This window comes from Paraburkholderia sp. CNPSo 3274 (assembly GCF_024206475.1).
GTDB lineage: Bacteria > Pseudomonadota > Gammaproteobacteria > Burkholderiales > Burkholderiaceae > Paraburkholderia.
The window spans coordinates 1-15,511 of sequence record NZ_JAMBPR010000038.1 but is presented as its reverse complement, the minus strand read 5'-3'; the positions used below and the strand labels follow the sequence as shown (position 1 = coordinate 15,511).

Below are 15,511 nucleotides of genomic sequence, written 5' to 3'. Positions count from 1 at the left end.
TGTGCCGGGTGCATCGGTTGTTGGCGGCATGGTTGCATCGAACGCGGGGTTACCGATGAACATGCGTGGGAACAACACAGACGACTTTCTGGCAGGCGCGTCCGCAGCAGGAGGCGTGTGCGCATTTGGCATCTGTGGAGGCGTGAATCACGGCATCGGGGGCGATACTGCCTTTGAAGTAGGCGTTGGAACTGGCGGAATATCTAAGCTTCCCAATTTGAGTGGATACTTTGGGACTGGTTATGGCAATCGCGTAGGTACGATGCCGGGTTACTGATTGTCAAATTACTTATGAAAAACGTAAAAAACTTGATTGTTGGGTTGGCTGCCGCAATATTTGTGTCCGTTTTTTTTAGCAAAGTATTAATCTGGAATCCGACTGATACCACGTCAAAATTCAATATGATGAAGTCCGATATGGACTATATGCTCGGCGTTGGCGGGGACGTAGTCTTTAAAAAGGACCTCGACCGGGGAAGTGTCGCATCTTTGATGCGCAATATCAGCGCCAAGTCGTGGAGTCGTGAGTTATTCGAAAAATATCAGCTTTCACTTCGGGCGCGCGGTTGGAAAGATATTCGTGGCGATAGTGGGAATTGGCAGGCCTGCAAGCTAGGGGCGCTGGTTACGCTTGATATGAACTCAAGCCTTTTCCCCGCATTGGGAGAACAGACGTACGGAATGCGATTTGAGTACAGCGCGGGGTCGATGCGTCAATGTGGGCGATCGAGTTAGTCACGAGTGTCGTCCGTGCCTTGGCTCTCACGGTGCGTCGCCGTATGGTTAATTTATTTGCCACGAGGAAACGAAGGACGACCGGCCAGGTGCTGAGGAAGTACTCAATAGCTGAGCACCGAGAGTGGCAAGGAAAGGCGCTTGTGACGGTGCCGGAGCAAAGGATGTTAGATATAAGCGTTGATGGCCTTAGCTTTTCACCGGTCCAATGGAAGTTTGATCGCGTGAGCGAAGGGGAAGATATCGACGTGGTTATCAAAGTCGGTCGCGTAGATCGAAAATTCCAGATTTTCGACGTCGGTCCATTCTGACCTAAGAAGCAGGCCATAGAACGATGCGAAATTTATATGCGCTGGCGGCGCTCGCGCTGATGGCGGCATGCCAGAACGTGCCACCCGGTGCGCCCCCCATGCCGCCACCGAAACCTGAAATGCAGCCCGTGCTACCACCCAACTCCAATGCGTTTTGGGTCATGGGCTACTGGAAATGGAGCGGTACGCAATGGGTCTGGATTCCTGGCCATATTGCGCCCAAGCCCGGACTGTAGTACGGACAACAAGAAAACGAGAACAAAGAATGCACCACCGCTTGAAGCTGACGGTCATCTCGTTAGCATGCCTGATTTCATTTGATGTGTTCGCGCAAACTGCCCCCGATGCTGCGGCCCGAACCAACGCCGAACAGCAACAGCAGGTTGAGCAGCGTCGCGACGCACAGCAGCGTGCGGCGACTGTCGCCGCGCCCGTTGTACGCTCGACTGCTCCTGTCGTCGGGGAGTACCCCGTGCTGCCCGTCGAGACGCCATGCTTTCGCATCGACACGTTCACGGTCGAGGTTCCCGATACGCTCCCAGAAGTGGTTCGTGTAAAGGGTGCATCGGCGTTGCCGCTCGATCCGTTCGCATTCCTGCATGACTGGCTACGCCACTACGAGGGGCAATGCGTCGGTAAACAGGGCGTTGATATGCTGGCGAAGGGCCTGCAAGGCGTCATCCTGAGCCACGGCTACATCACGACGCGTGTACTGGTGCCGACCCAGGACCTCTCGAAAGGGGCGATGAAATTCACGCTCATGCCGGGCGTGATCCGCAACCTGAAGTTTGCCGACGCCGGTACGCGGGGCACGCTGAAAACTGCCTTTCCGGCTCGCGACGGCGACATCCTCCAGTTGCGCGACCTTGAGCAGGGGCTGGAGCAGATGAAGCGCGTCCCGAACCAGGACGCCTCCATGGAGATTGTGCCCGGTACCGAGCCCGGCCAGAGTGATGTCGTGGTTACGGTCAAGCGCACGAAGCCATGGTCGCTCGTCGTCTCGGCGGATAACTCGGGCACCGACGCGACGGGCCGTTACATCGGCAACGTGTCGCTCGCGCTCTATAACCTCCTGGGCATCAACGACGTGCTTTCAGGCGGCTACAACCAGGATTTGCAGTTCGGCAACCATGACCTCGGTACACACGGCTGGAATGCTTCATATGCGGTGCCGTGGGGCTACTGGACAGGCACGCTGTTCGGCTACACGAACACGTATTACCAACAGATTGCCGGGGTCAACCAGACGTTCGTTTCGAGCGGAAACGCGCAGACAGCGGGTCTGAAGCTGGAGCGTGTCATTCGTCGTAGCCAGAACGATGTTTCGGGCGTCGAGTTGCAGCTAGTCAAGCGCTTTGGCGCGAGCTTCATCGATGACGTCGAAATCCCACAGCAGAAGCGCGACAACACGTTCATCGAGGCGGGGCTGACCAATCGGCATTACTTCGGCGCGGCGCAGTTCGACGGCACCCTCGCCTACCGGCAGGGTATCGGTGCGCTCGGGGCAATGCCGGATTCGGCGAATGGGCCCACCTACTACTTCCACATGGCGACGCTCGACGCCAATCTCTCGGTTCCGTTCGCCGTGGCCGGTAAGACACTGCGTTATGTCGGCACGCTGCACGGGCAGTTCACCAACGACGAACTGAACTATATCGATGACCTGACCATCGGCAGCCGCTACACGGTTCGCGGCTTCAGCGGTGAAACGATGCTGGCCGCGGAGAAGGGCTTCTACTGGCGCAACGAACTCCAGTATCCGATTGGCCAGACGGGCCAGCTGCTTTATGCGGGCCTCGACTACGGCCACCTGTGGGGGCCATCTACCGCGTTTCTGGCCGGGACGCAGCTCGCGGGCGCGGTCCTTGGCTTCAAGGGTTCCGTACCCTCGCGCCTGGGCGCGTTCAGCTATGACGTGTTCGCCGGCACGCCGGTCTACGCGCCGCGCGGCTTCCCCGCGCCGAGCGTGACGCTGGGCTTTCAGGTGACGGGACAATTCTGATGTGCGATTCACTGACCATAAGGAGCTAACAATGTTGATGAGCCGAAAATCTTCAATGGGTCTGATTGGCGCCGCCGTGCTGCTGGCCGCGTGTGGTGGAGGCAGCGGCGGCGGTGGCGGAGCGTCAGGGGCGGATTCGTCGGCCTCAGCGGGCGCATCCTCCCCAGGTGCGGCCTCTGCGCCTGATGCGGCCTCATCGCCGCAATCGACCACGTTCAACTGTCCGGTCAACTACAGTCGCCTCGATATCGCCCTGGGTACCGCTGCGGGCACGGCGATGACGATGGTCTCCAATGACAATATCGCAACCCTGAAATTTAAGGCCCCCACGGGTGGCGTCACGCGCGCCTTGACGCTCTGCCTGGGCAAACCTGACCCGGTCCCCGCTGGCGTCACGACGCCCTTCGCCTACGAAATCACGGAAGGCGGCGCTGGCGATATCACGCAGATAGACAGCCGGATGCTGACGTTCAATTTCTCGACAACGCAGCCTGTGACGGGCACTCCTGCACTCGAACTGGCGACCGTTACGGCTGCGGGCGTGACCTATTCTCCAACAATTCCGGGAGCGCTGTTCACCGTCAGCCCGAATTACAGCGTCGCCGGCATTCCGAACCGGACGGGGCTGTATGTGGTTCGCCTGACGAAGTAACGGATGAGTCGGCGACACAGACGATGACCAGGACCAGACGGCGTCCACTCTCCCGCGACATGCTGCTGCCGCTGGCCATGCAGAAGGCGCGTGCGATCTCGCTCGAATGCCATCTCGCGCTTTCTGTGCTGGCGGCGGGCGACGGTGATGTGGATCAGGCCAGAAGGTTCAGGAAGGCTGCCAACTCACCGAAACGGCCCGCGAAAAGATGCAGCAGGCGGTGCAGGCAGTGCGCGACGTGAACGTGCCAATCGACGAGATCAATACCGCGACCGGCGAACAAAGCGCCGGCATTGCCGAGATCAAGCAGGCTCTCGATCATATCGAAGCGCTCACGCAGCAGGACAGCGCACTCGTGAGTCACTTTTCGATTTCGGCCAATACGCTTGGCAGGAATGCGCAGACCGTGATCGAAACGGTGAGCGCGTTCAGGATTTGACGCTGCAATCAAGCGGAGGCTGTGTCTCCGCTCTCACGCCAAACAAAAAAAGGCGCGGCAGTGCAATTCGCACCGCCGCGCCGATCAGTCCAGCGCTGTTGCTATATCAAACTCAGTGTGCCGCCCTCACCTGCGTAGCCGGTTCCGACTGACGCGCACGCTGCGACACCAGGATCGCAATCGCCGCGAGCACCGCCGGTACGGCGAGCATCGCGAGAATCGCGGCAAATTCCCAGCCGAGTCCCAGCAGGGCACCGCCGATGGCCGAACCGAAGATGCTGCCGAAGCGGCCCATGCCCAGCATCCAGCTCACACCCGTTGCACGCGCAACCGTCGGATAGCGGCCCGGTGCGTAGGCGTTCAGGCCCGTTTGCGCACCGCTCATGCAGAAGCCCGCAGCGAACACCAGCAGCGCGAGCGACGAGGAAAGCGCGCCCACGCCGGCCAGCGCCAGCACGCAAATGCCGCCGCCGACGTACGCCGCGCTGATCACGCGCGCCGGACGCACCTTGTCCATGATCCAGCCCACCAGCACCGCACCGATCGTGCCGCCAATCTGGAACATGGCCGTGACGTTCGCCGCCACGGTAATGGAGAGGCCCGCGTCCTTGATCAGCGTGGGCAGCCAGCCGGTCAGCAGATAGATCACGAGCAGGCCCATGAAATACGTGACCCACAGCGCGAGGGTCATCACGCCATAGCCTTCCGAGAACAGCACGCCGATCGGTTTGCGCGTGGGCAGCGGCGGCTCCGTCGAGACGAAACTCTCGTCGCCCGCGAAGTTCGCGCCGGTCACGCGGTTCAGCGTCGCGGCAATGCGCTTGCTCGTCGCGCCCCGCACGGCGAGCAGACGCGCCGATTCCGGCAGCAGCCAGGCTTGCAGCGGCACGAGTGCGAGCGGAATGGCGCCGCCGAAAATCAGCACCGCGCGCCAGCCGTGGTTCGGCACGAGCCAGCCGGCCGCGAAGCCGATCAGTGCGGAGCCGAGGTTGAAGCCCGTGAACATGATCGTGATGAGCAGCGCGCGGCGGCGTTGCGGCGAGTACTCCGAGAGCAGCGTCGTGGAGTTCGGCATGGCCGCGCCAAGACCGACACCGGTCAGCACGCGCAGCACCGCCATTGACACCGGCGACTGCGTGAATGCCGTGAGAATCGTGAACACGCCGAAGAGGAACACGGAGGTGATGAGCACCCACTTGCGGCCAACGCGGTCCGAGGCCGGACCCGCGGCGAGCGCGCCGATCACGAGACCGATGGGCGCGGCGCTCATGACAAGCCCGAACTCGGGGCGCGAAATGCCCCACTCGTGAATGATGGAGGGCGCGACGAAGCCCATGATGGCCACGTCCATGCCGTCGGCGGTCACCGCGAGGAAGCACAGCGCCACCAGTAGCCACTGATAGGCCGAAATGTGGCGTTCGTCGATGAACGCCTTGATATCGATTGTTTTGCTGCCAGACATCTGTAGTCTCCTGTCCGTTCTGTGGTCTGCCGCTCGCTCGTGCCCGAGTCGAATTTCAACGAACTGCTATCCGTCGGGGGCACGATAGGTGGCCAACCCCTCGCCCGAAAGTGCGGGTTAACCACATATGGATATGTCCGTACCCGTCCGCATGGGCGAGTTCGGCACGCCCGCAGCCGCGAAGCCGCCCCGGAAGCCGCGCCGCGTAAAGGCCGGGCGCAATCAGCCCGCGCTTTGCCTGTCGCGGTCTGGGGCCGGAATCGAATCCAGCGTGATAAACAAAATCGATACTCTCCGAAAGGATTCGCAAACGAGCTGGACGATCATGCGGAATTCAGTTGCCGCTACCTCGCTGGGCGGCGCTCTCATTCGCGCCGCTTTTCGAGGCGGCGGCGCAGTTCGAACCGCTATCAGCGCCGCGCATTCGCCATGCGATTCAGTTATCGCAATACAAACGAAGCCAGCCCCGAAGGGCTGGCCGGTTCGACGGTGAATCATGCGAGTTTGCCCGAAGTTTGCCAGTTAAGGCGCGGCAACCCCTTGCGTAGTCGGCGTGTACGTCGCATAGAAGCTCGAGCCTGCCCAGGCATGCGTGGGCTGGTTGTACAGGGGTGCGCCCTGCGTCCAGTTCGCGCCGAGGTGCCAGTCGCCAGTGCCCGTGAACTGCGCGACTGCCGGGTACGGATAAACCGGGCGGCTGGCCGTCACGTTGTTCGACGAATCAGTCTGATACGTCATGACCGCGTTCGGCGCCGTGCCCTGCTCGGCCCACGCCGTGATCTGCGAGACGAGGTCGATGTTCGAGAAGCCTTCGCTGCCGCCGCAGTGAGCCACGCCGGGCACGAGGTACAGGCGAGCGAAATCGCTCACGTTCGAGGCGCCCATCGTGTTCTGCATCGCTTCGTAGTACTGGATCGTGAAGAGCGGCGAAATGTGTTGATCAGCCCAGCCGTGCCACAGGATCAGTTTGCCGCCCGCCTTCTTGAGCGCCGAGAGGTCGGGGTTTGTCGCGTCCATCAGCGGATGGTTGGCCTGCAGATAGGTCGGATAGAAGCTCGCATCCGTGTAGCCGAAGGTGTCGATGGTCGGCATGGCGGGCGAACCCGTGAAGATCAGGTTGTAGGCTCCCGTCACGATCATGTAGCTGAAGAGGCTCTTCACCGAAACCGGCGCGGCCGTCGAGTTCGTCGTCGGCACTTCCACGCCGACCCAATTCTCCTCCGAACCCATCTGCGGGGAGCCCGCCAGCATGCGCTCGCCCGTTGTCGCGTCCACCGGTCCGCCATAGATCTTGCTCGCGGTGGCGACTTCGGCTGCGGTCAGGCAGTTGCTCGTGTTCGTCGCGCCCTGCGCACACTGGATCGATGCGGGATCGAAATTGCAGGTGCGCGGATCGGCGATCAGACCATCGGCTACGCCCGCCTGGCCGCCGCATGCCGCAATGACTGCCTTGTGCAGCACGAGCGCCTTGTCGGCGTAGAGCGTCGCGTTGCCGGTGCTGTCGCCGGTCGTGCTTTGCGACTCCACGCTCCATCTTGCCTCCTGGTGTTGTCCGTATTGGTGTTTTTCTGATTCATTGTTCACGCCTCCGATTCTGTTTTTTCTGATAAGGATGTCTAATTAATGTAAATGCGTAGACCCTGCGACATGAGATATCCAATCTAATCGCCTTATTGCTCCTTCTATTTCTCTTATTGCCGCCTTGCTCGTGCTCTGCTGCTCTGCTACAGCCCGGACTCCGCGCCGCCTGCCGGCTCCATGCCAAACGCCCGCTTGGTCGCCTCCGCGCGTTCCGAACCGAGGAACGCCAGGAAGTCCGCCGCCGCCTGCCGCTGCTGCGACACCGCGCAGATCGCCCCAGAAAAGACCGTGACGAGTTGCGCCCCCGCGGGCAGCGGCCCGATCACGTCTATGCCAGGCACGTCCTTTAGCTCGCTCAATTGCTGAAACCCGATCTCGACCTTGCCTTCCACGATCAGGCTGGCCACCGGCACGCCCGGCTGCGCCATCACGAGGCGCGGCCCGAGTGTTTCGGCCACGCCCCAGCGTTCGAGCACCCTCAGCAGATGGTCGCCGCTAGGCCCCGTCGAATAGCCAATGCGCGCCGCGCGCAGAATCGTCTCGCGCAGTGCGTCTTCAGTGCCGATATCCGGGTGCGCCGCACCGGTGGCGACCGCCGCGGCCATGCCGGAGTGCACGACGTCCGTGCGCGCGCCAATGAGGTGCCCAGCCGCCGCCAGGCGGTCGATCGCAGCCGAGGCCAGCACGGCGAAATCGAGCGCCGCGCCCGCCTGCACGCGCCGCGCAGCTTCCACGCCACCTATCGCGGCAATAGTCAGCCGCTGCCCCGTTTCGCGCTCGTATTGCTCGGCGAGGCCCGCAAGCAGGAGTCGCGTAGCCATCGACCCGACCCCCGCCAGCGTGGCGTTGCTTTTCACATCGTCCTTTGTCATTGACTTCCGTTTCAGTCGAGAGTGAGCGAGGCCGCCTTATTTTGCGCTTCGCTGGTATTGCACAGATTGCGAGCCGCAACACACGCTCACCCCCCCCTTGCCTTGAGCCGCGCGTCGAGGCGCGGATACACGCGGCGCGCGTTGCCTTCGTAAATCTTGTAGCGATCCGCGGCATCGACATGCGCGGCTTCGATATAGCGCTTCGTGTCGTCGTAGTAGTGGCCCGTCTCGGGGTCGATGCCGCGTACCGCACCGATCATCTCGCTCGCGAACAGAATGTTGTCCACGGGAATCACGCGCGTGAGCAGGTCGATGCCGGGCTGGTGATACACGCAGGTATCGAAGAACACGTTATTGAGCAAATGCTCGCTGAGCGGCGGCTTCTTCAGTTCCTGCGCGAGGCCCCGAAAGCGTCCCCAGTGGTAAGGCACTGCGCCGCCGCCGTGCGGAATCACAAAGCGCAGCGTGGGGAAATCGTGGAACAGGTCCGACGTCAGGCACTGCATGAATGCGGTCGTATCCGCGTTAAGGTAGTGCGCGCCCGTAGTGTGGAAGCACGCGTTGCAGCTCGTGCTCACGTGGATCATCGCGGGAATATCGTATTCGACGAGCTTTTCGTAGATCGGGTACCAGTGACGGTCGGAAAGCGGCGGGTTCGTCCAGTGGCCGCCCGAAGGATCGGGATTGAGGTTGACCGCCACGTTGCCGTACTGCTCCACGCATTTGACGAGTTCCGCCACGCACGTGGCGGGATCGACGCCCGGGCTTTGCGGCAGCATCGCGGCCGGCACGAAATGCTCGGAGAAGAGCTCGCTCACGCGGTGGCACAGCTCATTGCAGATCGCGGCCCAGGTGCTCGACACCTGGAAGTCGCCGATGTGATGGGCCATAAAACTCGCGCGCGGGCTGAAAATCGTGAGATCAAGACCGCGCTCGCGCATCAGCTTGAGCTGATTGAGTTCGATCGATTCGCGCAATTCATCATCGCCGATCTTCAGTTCCGACGCCTTCGGCATATCGGATGGATGGGCGATGCCCGCTATCTGGCGTTTGCGCCACGCCTCCAGCGCTTTCGGCGCCGTGGTGTAGTGGCCATGAATGTCGATGATCATTGGGACCCCTGCTGCTGATTCGAATCGTTGCGCTACGGTACGAATTGGCCCCACCGCGCTAGTAGCCAGGGCTATTACCTAGATTGCGCAAAAAATGCCGCTCATGCCAATAAGCGGGTGCGGCAGCCCGCGGCTGAAAATACTGGAAACCACGGCCGCCGTGGGGTTTGCGCCGCGCCGCATTGCCCGACTGGGGTGTCGCGCCGCCCCGCCGCGCGTGCGAAACGCCAATAACTAAAATGGATGCCTCGATAAACATCTGGTAAGCGATGGATGGAATTCGAAGGGTCCTCAGGGGCGGCGGCTGCGCGGTGGCAATTCGCTCATAATGGTCAGTTCCTTGGCCTGCCATCGTGCGGATGAACCACAATGAATATCGACCGATTTGAAATTCGCGTTCCCGAAGATGCACTCGACGACCTGCGCCGGCGTTTGCACGCCACGCGGTGGGCCAACGCTACGCCCTCGCCGGCGTGGCAACAAGGGGCCGATAGTGCGTGGCTGCGCGAGCTCGTCGCGTATTGGGCAGACGAATACGACTGGCGCGCCGCCGAACGCGCGCTGAACGGGCTGCCGCAGTTCATGGCCGAAGTGGGTGGCGCAGGTGGCCAGCGCGTGCACTTCGTGCATCGGCGCGGCGCGGGCCCGAAGCCCTACCCGCTCGTGATCACGCATGGTTGGCCGGGATCGTTCATCGAATTCGACGCGCTGCTCGACCAGCTTTGCGACCCCGCCGCATCCGGCGCGGACCCGGCCGATGCGTTCGATGTCGTCGTCCCGTCGCTGCCGGGCTTTGCCTTTTCGCCCGCGCCGGCGGCGCCCGGCACCTCCGCGTTCCAGATAGCAGACCTATGGGCCGCGCTTATGCGCGGTCTCGGCTACGAGCGCTTCGGCGCGCAGGGCGGCGACCTTGGCGCGGGTGTGTCCATCGCGCTAGCCGCGCGGCACAGCCAGGCCGTGGAGGGCATACACCTGAACTTCCTGCCCGGCACGTACGAACCCTCAGTCGATGCCGCGCAGGCCCCGCTCTCCCCGGCGGAACAAGACTATCTGCGCGAAAAGGCCGACTGGGTAGCGCTGGAGGGCGGGTACGCGCATATGCACACCACCAGGCCGCAAACGGCGGCGGCGTCGCTCAACGACTCGCCCGCCGGACTTGCCGCGTGGATCGGCGAGAAGTTTCGCGCATGGAGCGACTGCGACGGTGTCATCGAGCGCCGGTTCTCGAAGGACACCTTGCTTACGGACCTTTCACTGTACTGGTTCACGGGCAGCATTGGCACGTCCATGCAGATGTACTGGGAAAACCGACTTCAGCCGTTTCGCTTCGCCGCCGGACAGCGTGTGGTGCCGCCCGTCGCCTTCGCGCGCTTTCCCAAGGAGATCAATCACCCGCCACGGTCGTGGCTCGAGCGCGTGTTCGATGTCGCGCAATGGACCGACATGCCGCGCGGCGGCCATTTCGCCGCCATGGAAGAACCCGATCTTCTCGCTGCCGACATTCGCCGCTTTTTTAAACGGTTCCGGGAGTGAACGTCACTGCGCGGTGTTATCGCCGAACGGATGTGCGGGGGCATCCGTCGCGCGCCACGCGTAACGCCTGAGGAGCGCGGCGTAGCCTTCGATCACGAAACCGCCGCACTTGTGCCGATAGTCGTCGCGCCGCATGCGGTAGGCGCGCGGCAATTGAAACCACGGCAAGCGCGGCAGATCGTGGTGCACGAGATGGTAATTGTTGTTCAGATACAGAAAGCGCATGACGAGCCCGGCCTCGTTGATGGCGATGCGCGCCTTCGGATGCGACGCCGCGCGATGCTCGTACAGCGAGCGGACCATCGCGAGCCCGAGCGCGGGCCAGGTGACGGCGGCCAGATACCACCACCACGGCACGCCCGCGTAACGCTGCACCCACGCGAGCAGCAGCACGACAACTGCGAAGTGCGCGAGCCACATCGGCACGTGTCGCCAGTCGCCGCTTCGCAGCGCTTTCGCCGCGCCAGCGAGCATCGCGGCCACGCTCATGGGCGGCCCAATCACCACGCGGCCCACGAAGCTCTTGCGTGCGCGCCATAGCACGCGATGCCAGCGCGGCAGGCGAGCCCATTGCGCGTGTTGCACGTAGTTCGTTTCGGGATCGATGCCAGGCACGGTCAACGCTTCGTCGCGATGATGCGCCATATGGCTCTCGCGGTACACCGCATAGGGAAACCACACCGCAAGCGGTGGCCAACCCAGCGCCATGTTCAGCCATGCGAACCGCGTGGGATGACCGTGCAGCAATTCGTGCTGGAGCGACATATGCCATGCGCACAGCACGATGAGGCATGGCGTGGCGGCCACAACCGTGATCAGACCTGCGCGGACAAACGCCAGCACCGCGAACCAGCCGCCGTAGATCACGGCGATCAGCAGCCACGTGGGCCATTCCGTGCGTGCGGCGAACCCTGTGCCGAGCGCGGCGACTTCCCGCGCGTGGTCTGCGTCGAAGTATTCGGCCATGTTCGCCAGTTCCCGCGATGAAGGATGGTGCCACTCCATACGGAGAGCAAAGCAACTCAGGTCCACACCATACCGACCGTGCGGCGCTTCACCAAACAACGAATTGCCATTTGCTTATTTCACCGCGCTGCGCGACGCGCCACAGGCGCGCGGCGTAGAATGCGTCGATGACCCGCTGGATCGCCTCCCTGCCGATGTACAACGTCACGCCGCAGCACGCGGCGTTGTGGCGCTCGCTGTTGACCGACTGTCTGGCCGTAGTTGCGCGCTCGTTCGACCTGGGCGACATCACGATCGAGAACGCGCCGGAAGGCGAACTGATGCTCCACTGGCGCCGCGAGGATTTGCTCCTCTCGCAGACCTGCGGGTTTCCATACCGGATGCTCGGCCTCGCCAACGAAGTCCGACTGATTGCGACCCCGATATTCGACGCCCCCGGTTGCGAAGGCCCGCGCTATCGAAGCGTGCTCGTCGTTTCGGCACAGGCGTGGGAACTCGGCGCGAAAACGCTGGAAGCGTGCCGCGGCCTGCGCGCCGCATGCAACGGCGCGGATTCGCATAGCGGCATGAACGCATTTCGCCACGCGGTCGCGCCGCTCGCACGTGACAGCCGCTTCTTCGCCTCGGTGCTCTGGACAGGCTCGCACGCGGCCACCTTACGCGCGCTGGCGAGCGGCGCGGCCGACGTAGGCGCGATCGACTGCGTCACGTTCGCATTACTGCACGATTCGCACCCCGAACGGTTCGGCGGCTTGCAAACCATCGGCATGACGGCCTGCGCCCCTGGCCTTCCGCTGATCGCCTCACGCGTGCTCGGCGAGAGTCAAGCCGATGTTTTGCGCGACGCGCTGGACACTGCTCTCGCAGCCGATCCCGAACGTGCAAACAAACTGCGACTGCGCGGGTTCGTCAGGCTCACTGGCGAGGCGTACGCTGAGATCGAGGCGTTCGCCGGCAGCGCCGCTCACCAGGGCTATACCGAGCTGCGCTGAACCGCAGCGACCGGCTCATCCGCGTAATCTTCGCTATCGATGTCGTAGCCCGAGGGCTCCCACCGGATCGCGAGCAACACGAGCAGCGAAGCGAGCGGCGCGACGGCGATCATCCAGAAGACCTTCGTGCCGAGCGCCGCGGCGAGCACGGGAAACAGGAATAGCGAAACCGTGGAAGCGGAGCGCACGAGCGTCTGATTGAAGCCCACGCCGATGCCGCGCAGCGAGGTCGGATAACTGAGCGACGCATAGGTCATGCTATGCGAACCGGGGCCGAACCCCTGCCCGAACAGATAGCCGCCCAGCAGCAGAATCGCGAGCGCAACGAAAAAGCCGCTGCCCGGATGGCCGATCAGCGCGAGACCGATGAGCGAGACGAACTGCAGCGTGTGGCCGAGCACGGTCATTTTCCACGCGCCAACGGTGGGCGCGGTACGCACGCCAATCAGCCCGCCAACGAATGCGAACAACAGGTTCAGTGTGAGCGAAGCGACGATGGTGGTGAGCGGTCCCTGCTGGAGAAAGCTCGCGATGATCACGGGCAGGCCGAAGATGATCGCGTTGTAACCGAACGAAGACGCCGCGCCGATCGTTGCGGCAAGTATCGTGCGGCGACGATACGTGGCGTTGAAAAGCACACCGTAGTTGCGCCATGAAGCGGCACGCGGCGCTCGCGTGGGCGCCTCACCGCGCTCGACCACTGCATCCACGCCATACGAGCGCTTGAGTATGCGCGCCGCACCCTCCAGATCGCCCTGATTCGCGGCCCACACGGGCGACTCGGTGATATAGCGGCTACGCACGGCGATGATGACGAGCGCCGGCACCGCGCCGAACGCGAGCGTAATGCGCCAGAGCCAGCCAAGCTGATGCTCGGGCAGGATCGCATAGAGGCCAAGAATGAGCAGATAGCAGGTGCTCGTGGCCGCGTACCACGCGGGGCACCACGCCGCTACGCTGGCTGCCTTGTTGCCCTTGCCCGCCACGCGCGAGAACTCGGCGAGAAACGCCATGGCAACCGGCAGATCGAGCCCCACACCGAAACCCATGAGAAAGCGCGCACCGCCTAGCACCCAGGCGTTGGGCGCGAGCCCGGCCGCGATCGCGGCTACGACGAAGAACAACATGTCGGCCATGAATACGCGGTAGCGGCCGATGCGGTCCGTGAGATAGCCGCCGAACAGCGCGCCGAGAATCGCGCCGAAAGTAATGGCCGCCGAAACGAAGCCGATCTGCACGGGCGAAAGCGCAAATTCGCGCGCGATGTCCTTTATGCCATAGGCGAGCGAGGTGAGATCGTAGGCATCGAGAAACACGCCGCCCAGTGCAATGGCGATCACGATGCGCGCGTTGCTGCCCTGCGAGGCCCCGGCGTTGACGATGCGGGAGACGTCCTGAGCGGAGCGGATCACGGCGTGTTGCGGGGCTTGCGCTTGCCCGGCGGCTTCAATGACTTCAGAAGCGGGAACGGCGAGAGTGGACATAGAACGGAACTCGCGTGATGAATGGAATCGCTGCATCCTAGCCACGCTGTTGCGCGACGCAAAACGACGAATATAGCTAAGCAATCCTCCCAAAATTGGTTGTCTGCTTGCAGCGCGCTCTCTAGCATCGCCTTATCCACAACTCTACGAATAGCGGATCCTATGAAGAAAAGAACATTGTTGGGCACGATGCTGGCTTCGCTAGTGCTGGGCGTGAGTTTCGGGGGCGTGACGCTCGCGCACGCGGCGGACCAGACGTTGCGCGTGGGCATCATGTCGGGTGAAGACGAGGACGTGTGGCGTGTGGTCGCCGCCAACGCCGCGAAGCGCGGCCTCACGATCAAGGTGACCACGTTCTCCGAATACACGCAGCCCAACGAAGCGCTTTCCAGCCACGACCTGGACGCCAATTCGTTCCAGCACAAACCGTATCTCGACGCGCAGATCAAGGCGCGTGGCTACAAGATCGTGCCAGTGGGCTTTACCTACGTGCAGCCTATCGGGCTGTATTCGCGCAAGGTGAAGTCGGTGGCGGACTTGCCGCAGGGCGCGGCCATTGGCGTGCCGAACGATCCGAGCAACGAAGGCCGCTCGCTGCTGCTGCTTCAGGCACAAGGGCTCATTACGTTGCGCGACGACGTTGGCCTGCTGCCGACCGCACGCGACATTGCGAAGAATCCGAAGAATATCCATATTAAGGAACTCGATTCAGGCATTGTCGGGCGCGCGATTGGCGATCTGGATGCGGCCGTTGTCAATACGGACTGGGCCGTGAAGTCGGGTATCAAGATTCCGCAGGAGCGTATTGCTCAGGAGAAGGTGACGGGCAATCCTTATCGCAACTTCATTGCCGTGAATGAGAAGGACGCCAATGCGGCTTGGGTGCATGCGCTCGTCGAAAGCTATCAGCAGCCTAATGTCGCTTCCGAGATTATTGCCGTGTATCACGGGGCTACGCTGCCTGCGTGGAAGGATGCTCCGCAGCAGTAAGGGGGTGGTTGGGATTTGCGTCGGGGCGCGGCGATGCTTTTTGTTCGCTGCTCCCAGGCGCTTTGGCGTTTTCCTTCCCTTTGGCGTTTTCTTGTTTTCGTGTCGGTCTGCCTGGGTTTCCCCTGTGCGGGGGGACCTATCCGTCATTTCGTGGGCGAGGCATATCATGAGAGGTAAAAATCATGGATATGCCGATGAAGAAGCGCACGGTAGCTTCGCAGGCAGCGGCCCGAGGGCCGCTGCCTGCCCTGCCTGAAGGCCTGCTTGACGAACTGGTCAAGGGGCCGATGACGCCCGCCGAGGTCCAGGACCTGATGCTGGCGTTCAACAAGGCCGTCATCGAGCGCGCGATGGGCGCCGAGATGAACAGGCATCTGGGC

General features: G+C 62.5%; 14 protein-coding genes and 2 pseudogenes. 10 read left to right on the top strand and 6 right to left on the bottom strand.

Annotation, left to right across the window (positions count from 1 at the left end; all coding sequences use genetic code 11):
* The first annotated feature begins 291 nt into the window (after nucleotides 1-291).
* The 6 genes and pseudogenes from M3I54_RS24710 to M3I54_RS24685 form a co-directional block, all read left to right on the top strand.
* Nucleotides 292-735 carry a hypothetical protein gene (locus M3I54_RS24710; RefSeq protein ID WP_254340761.1) on the top strand — a complete coding sequence of 148 codons (444 nt, stop codon included), beginning with the start codon at nucleotides 292-294 and terminating at the stop codon, nucleotides 733-735.
* Nucleotides 717-1,046 (top strand): hypothetical protein, encoded by a 330-nt coding sequence (locus tag M3I54_RS24705; RefSeq protein ID WP_254340759.1) that lies wholly within the window; start codon nucleotides 717-719, stop codon nucleotides 1,044-1,046. Before M3I54_RS24710 ends, M3I54_RS24705 begins: the two co-directional genes overlap by 19 nt.
* Before the next feature lie 23 nt (nucleotides 1,047-1,069).
* A complete protein-coding gene (bcpO, locus tag M3I54_RS24700) occupies nucleotides 1,070-1,282 on the top strand; it encodes a CDI system lipoprotein BcpO (RefSeq protein ID WP_254340757.1) in 213 nt (70 codons plus the stop codon).
* A 29-nt stretch (nucleotides 1,283-1,311) separates the two neighbouring features.
* The gene (locus M3I54_RS24695) at nucleotides 1,312-3,048 is read left to right on the top strand and encodes a ShlB/FhaC/HecB family hemolysin secretion/activation protein (RefSeq protein ID WP_254340755.1); all 1,737 of its coding nucleotides are present in this window, start codon (nucleotides 1,312-1,314) and stop codon (nucleotides 3,046-3,048) included.
* A gap of 31 nt (nucleotides 3,049-3,079) precedes the next feature.
* Nucleotides 3,080-3,700 carry a hypothetical protein gene (locus tag M3I54_RS24690; RefSeq protein WP_254340754.1) on the top strand — a complete coding sequence of 207 codons (621 nt, stop codon included), beginning with the start codon at nucleotides 3,080-3,082 and terminating at the stop codon, nucleotides 3,698-3,700.
* Nucleotides 3,701-3,869: 169 nt separating this feature from the next.
* A pseudogene (locus M3I54_RS24685) lies at nucleotides 3,870-4,139 on the top strand (hypothetical protein); the annotation flags it as partial.
* Nucleotides 4,140-4,251: 112 nt separating this feature from the next.
* Here the strand turns inward: M3I54_RS24685 and M3I54_RS24680 are convergent.
* The 4 genes from M3I54_RS24680 to M3I54_RS24665 form a co-directional block, all read right to left on the bottom strand.
* Nucleotides 4,252-5,601: an aromatic acid/H+ symport family MFS transporter gene (locus tag M3I54_RS24680; protein ID WP_254340752.1), complete on the bottom strand. Its 1,350-nt coding sequence runs from the start codon at nucleotides 5,599-5,601 to the stop codon at nucleotides 4,252-4,254.
* Between the two features lie 522 nt (nucleotides 5,602-6,123).
* Nucleotides 6,124-7,185 carry a tannase/feruloyl esterase family alpha/beta hydrolase gene (locus M3I54_RS24675; RefSeq protein WP_309249637.1) on the bottom strand — a complete coding sequence of 354 codons (1,062 nt, stop codon included), beginning with the start codon at nucleotides 7,183-7,185 and terminating at the stop codon, nucleotides 6,124-6,126.
* 140 nt (nucleotides 7,186-7,325) lie between these two features.
* Nucleotides 7,326-8,054: a substrate-binding domain-containing protein gene (locus M3I54_RS24670; protein ID WP_254340750.1), complete on the bottom strand. Its 729-nt coding sequence runs from the start codon at nucleotides 8,052-8,054 to the stop codon at nucleotides 7,326-7,328.
* Between the two features lie 86 nt (nucleotides 8,055-8,140).
* On the bottom strand, nucleotides 8,141-9,166 hold the full coding sequence (locus tag M3I54_RS24665; protein WP_254340749.1) for an amidohydrolase family protein: 1,026 nt from the start codon (nucleotides 9,164-9,166) through the stop codon (nucleotides 8,141-8,143).
* Nucleotides 9,167-9,535: 369 nt separating this feature from the next.
* On the opposite strand from M3I54_RS24665, the gene M3I54_RS24660 reads away from it, so the two are divergent.
* A complete protein-coding gene (locus M3I54_RS24660; RefSeq protein ID WP_254340747.1) occupies nucleotides 9,536-10,699 on the top strand; it encodes an epoxide hydrolase family protein in 1,164 nt (387 codons plus the stop codon).
* A gap of 3 nt (nucleotides 10,700-10,702) precedes the next feature.
* Here M3I54_RS24660 and M3I54_RS24655 read toward each other — a convergent pair whose 3' ends face one another.
* A complete protein-coding gene (locus M3I54_RS24655) occupies nucleotides 10,703-11,665 on the bottom strand; it encodes a fatty acid desaturase (RefSeq protein WP_254340746.1) in 963 nt (320 codons plus the stop codon).
* Nucleotides 11,666-11,832: 167 nt separating this feature from the next.
* Here M3I54_RS24655 and M3I54_RS24650 point away from each other — a divergent pair, with 167 nt between their 5' ends.
* Nucleotides 11,833-12,657, top strand: coding sequence for a phosphate/phosphite/phosphonate ABC transporter substrate-binding protein (locus M3I54_RS24650; protein WP_254340744.1), 825 nt, complete (start codon nucleotides 11,833-11,835; stop codon nucleotides 12,655-12,657).
* On the opposite strand, the gene M3I54_RS24645 is transcribed toward M3I54_RS24650, so the two are convergent.
* Complete coding sequence (locus M3I54_RS24645; protein WP_254340742.1) at nucleotides 12,639-14,141, bottom strand: MFS transporter; 1,503 nt, start codon at nucleotides 14,139-14,141, stop codon at nucleotides 12,639-12,641. The genes M3I54_RS24650 and M3I54_RS24645 overlap by 19 nt on opposite strands.
* Before the next feature lie 189 nt (nucleotides 14,142-14,330).
* On the opposite strand from M3I54_RS24645, the gene M3I54_RS24640 reads away from it, so the two are divergent.
* Together M3I54_RS24640 and M3I54_RS24635 are read left to right on the top strand one after the other, a co-directional pair.
* Complete coding sequence (locus tag M3I54_RS24640) at nucleotides 14,331-15,131, top strand: MetQ/NlpA family lipoprotein (RefSeq protein WP_254340854.1); 801 nt, start codon at nucleotides 14,331-14,333, stop codon at nucleotides 15,129-15,131.
* 188 nt (nucleotides 15,132-15,319) lie between these two features.
* Nucleotides 15,320-15,511, top strand: a pseudogene (locus tag M3I54_RS24635) (IS256 family transposase); the annotation flags it as partial.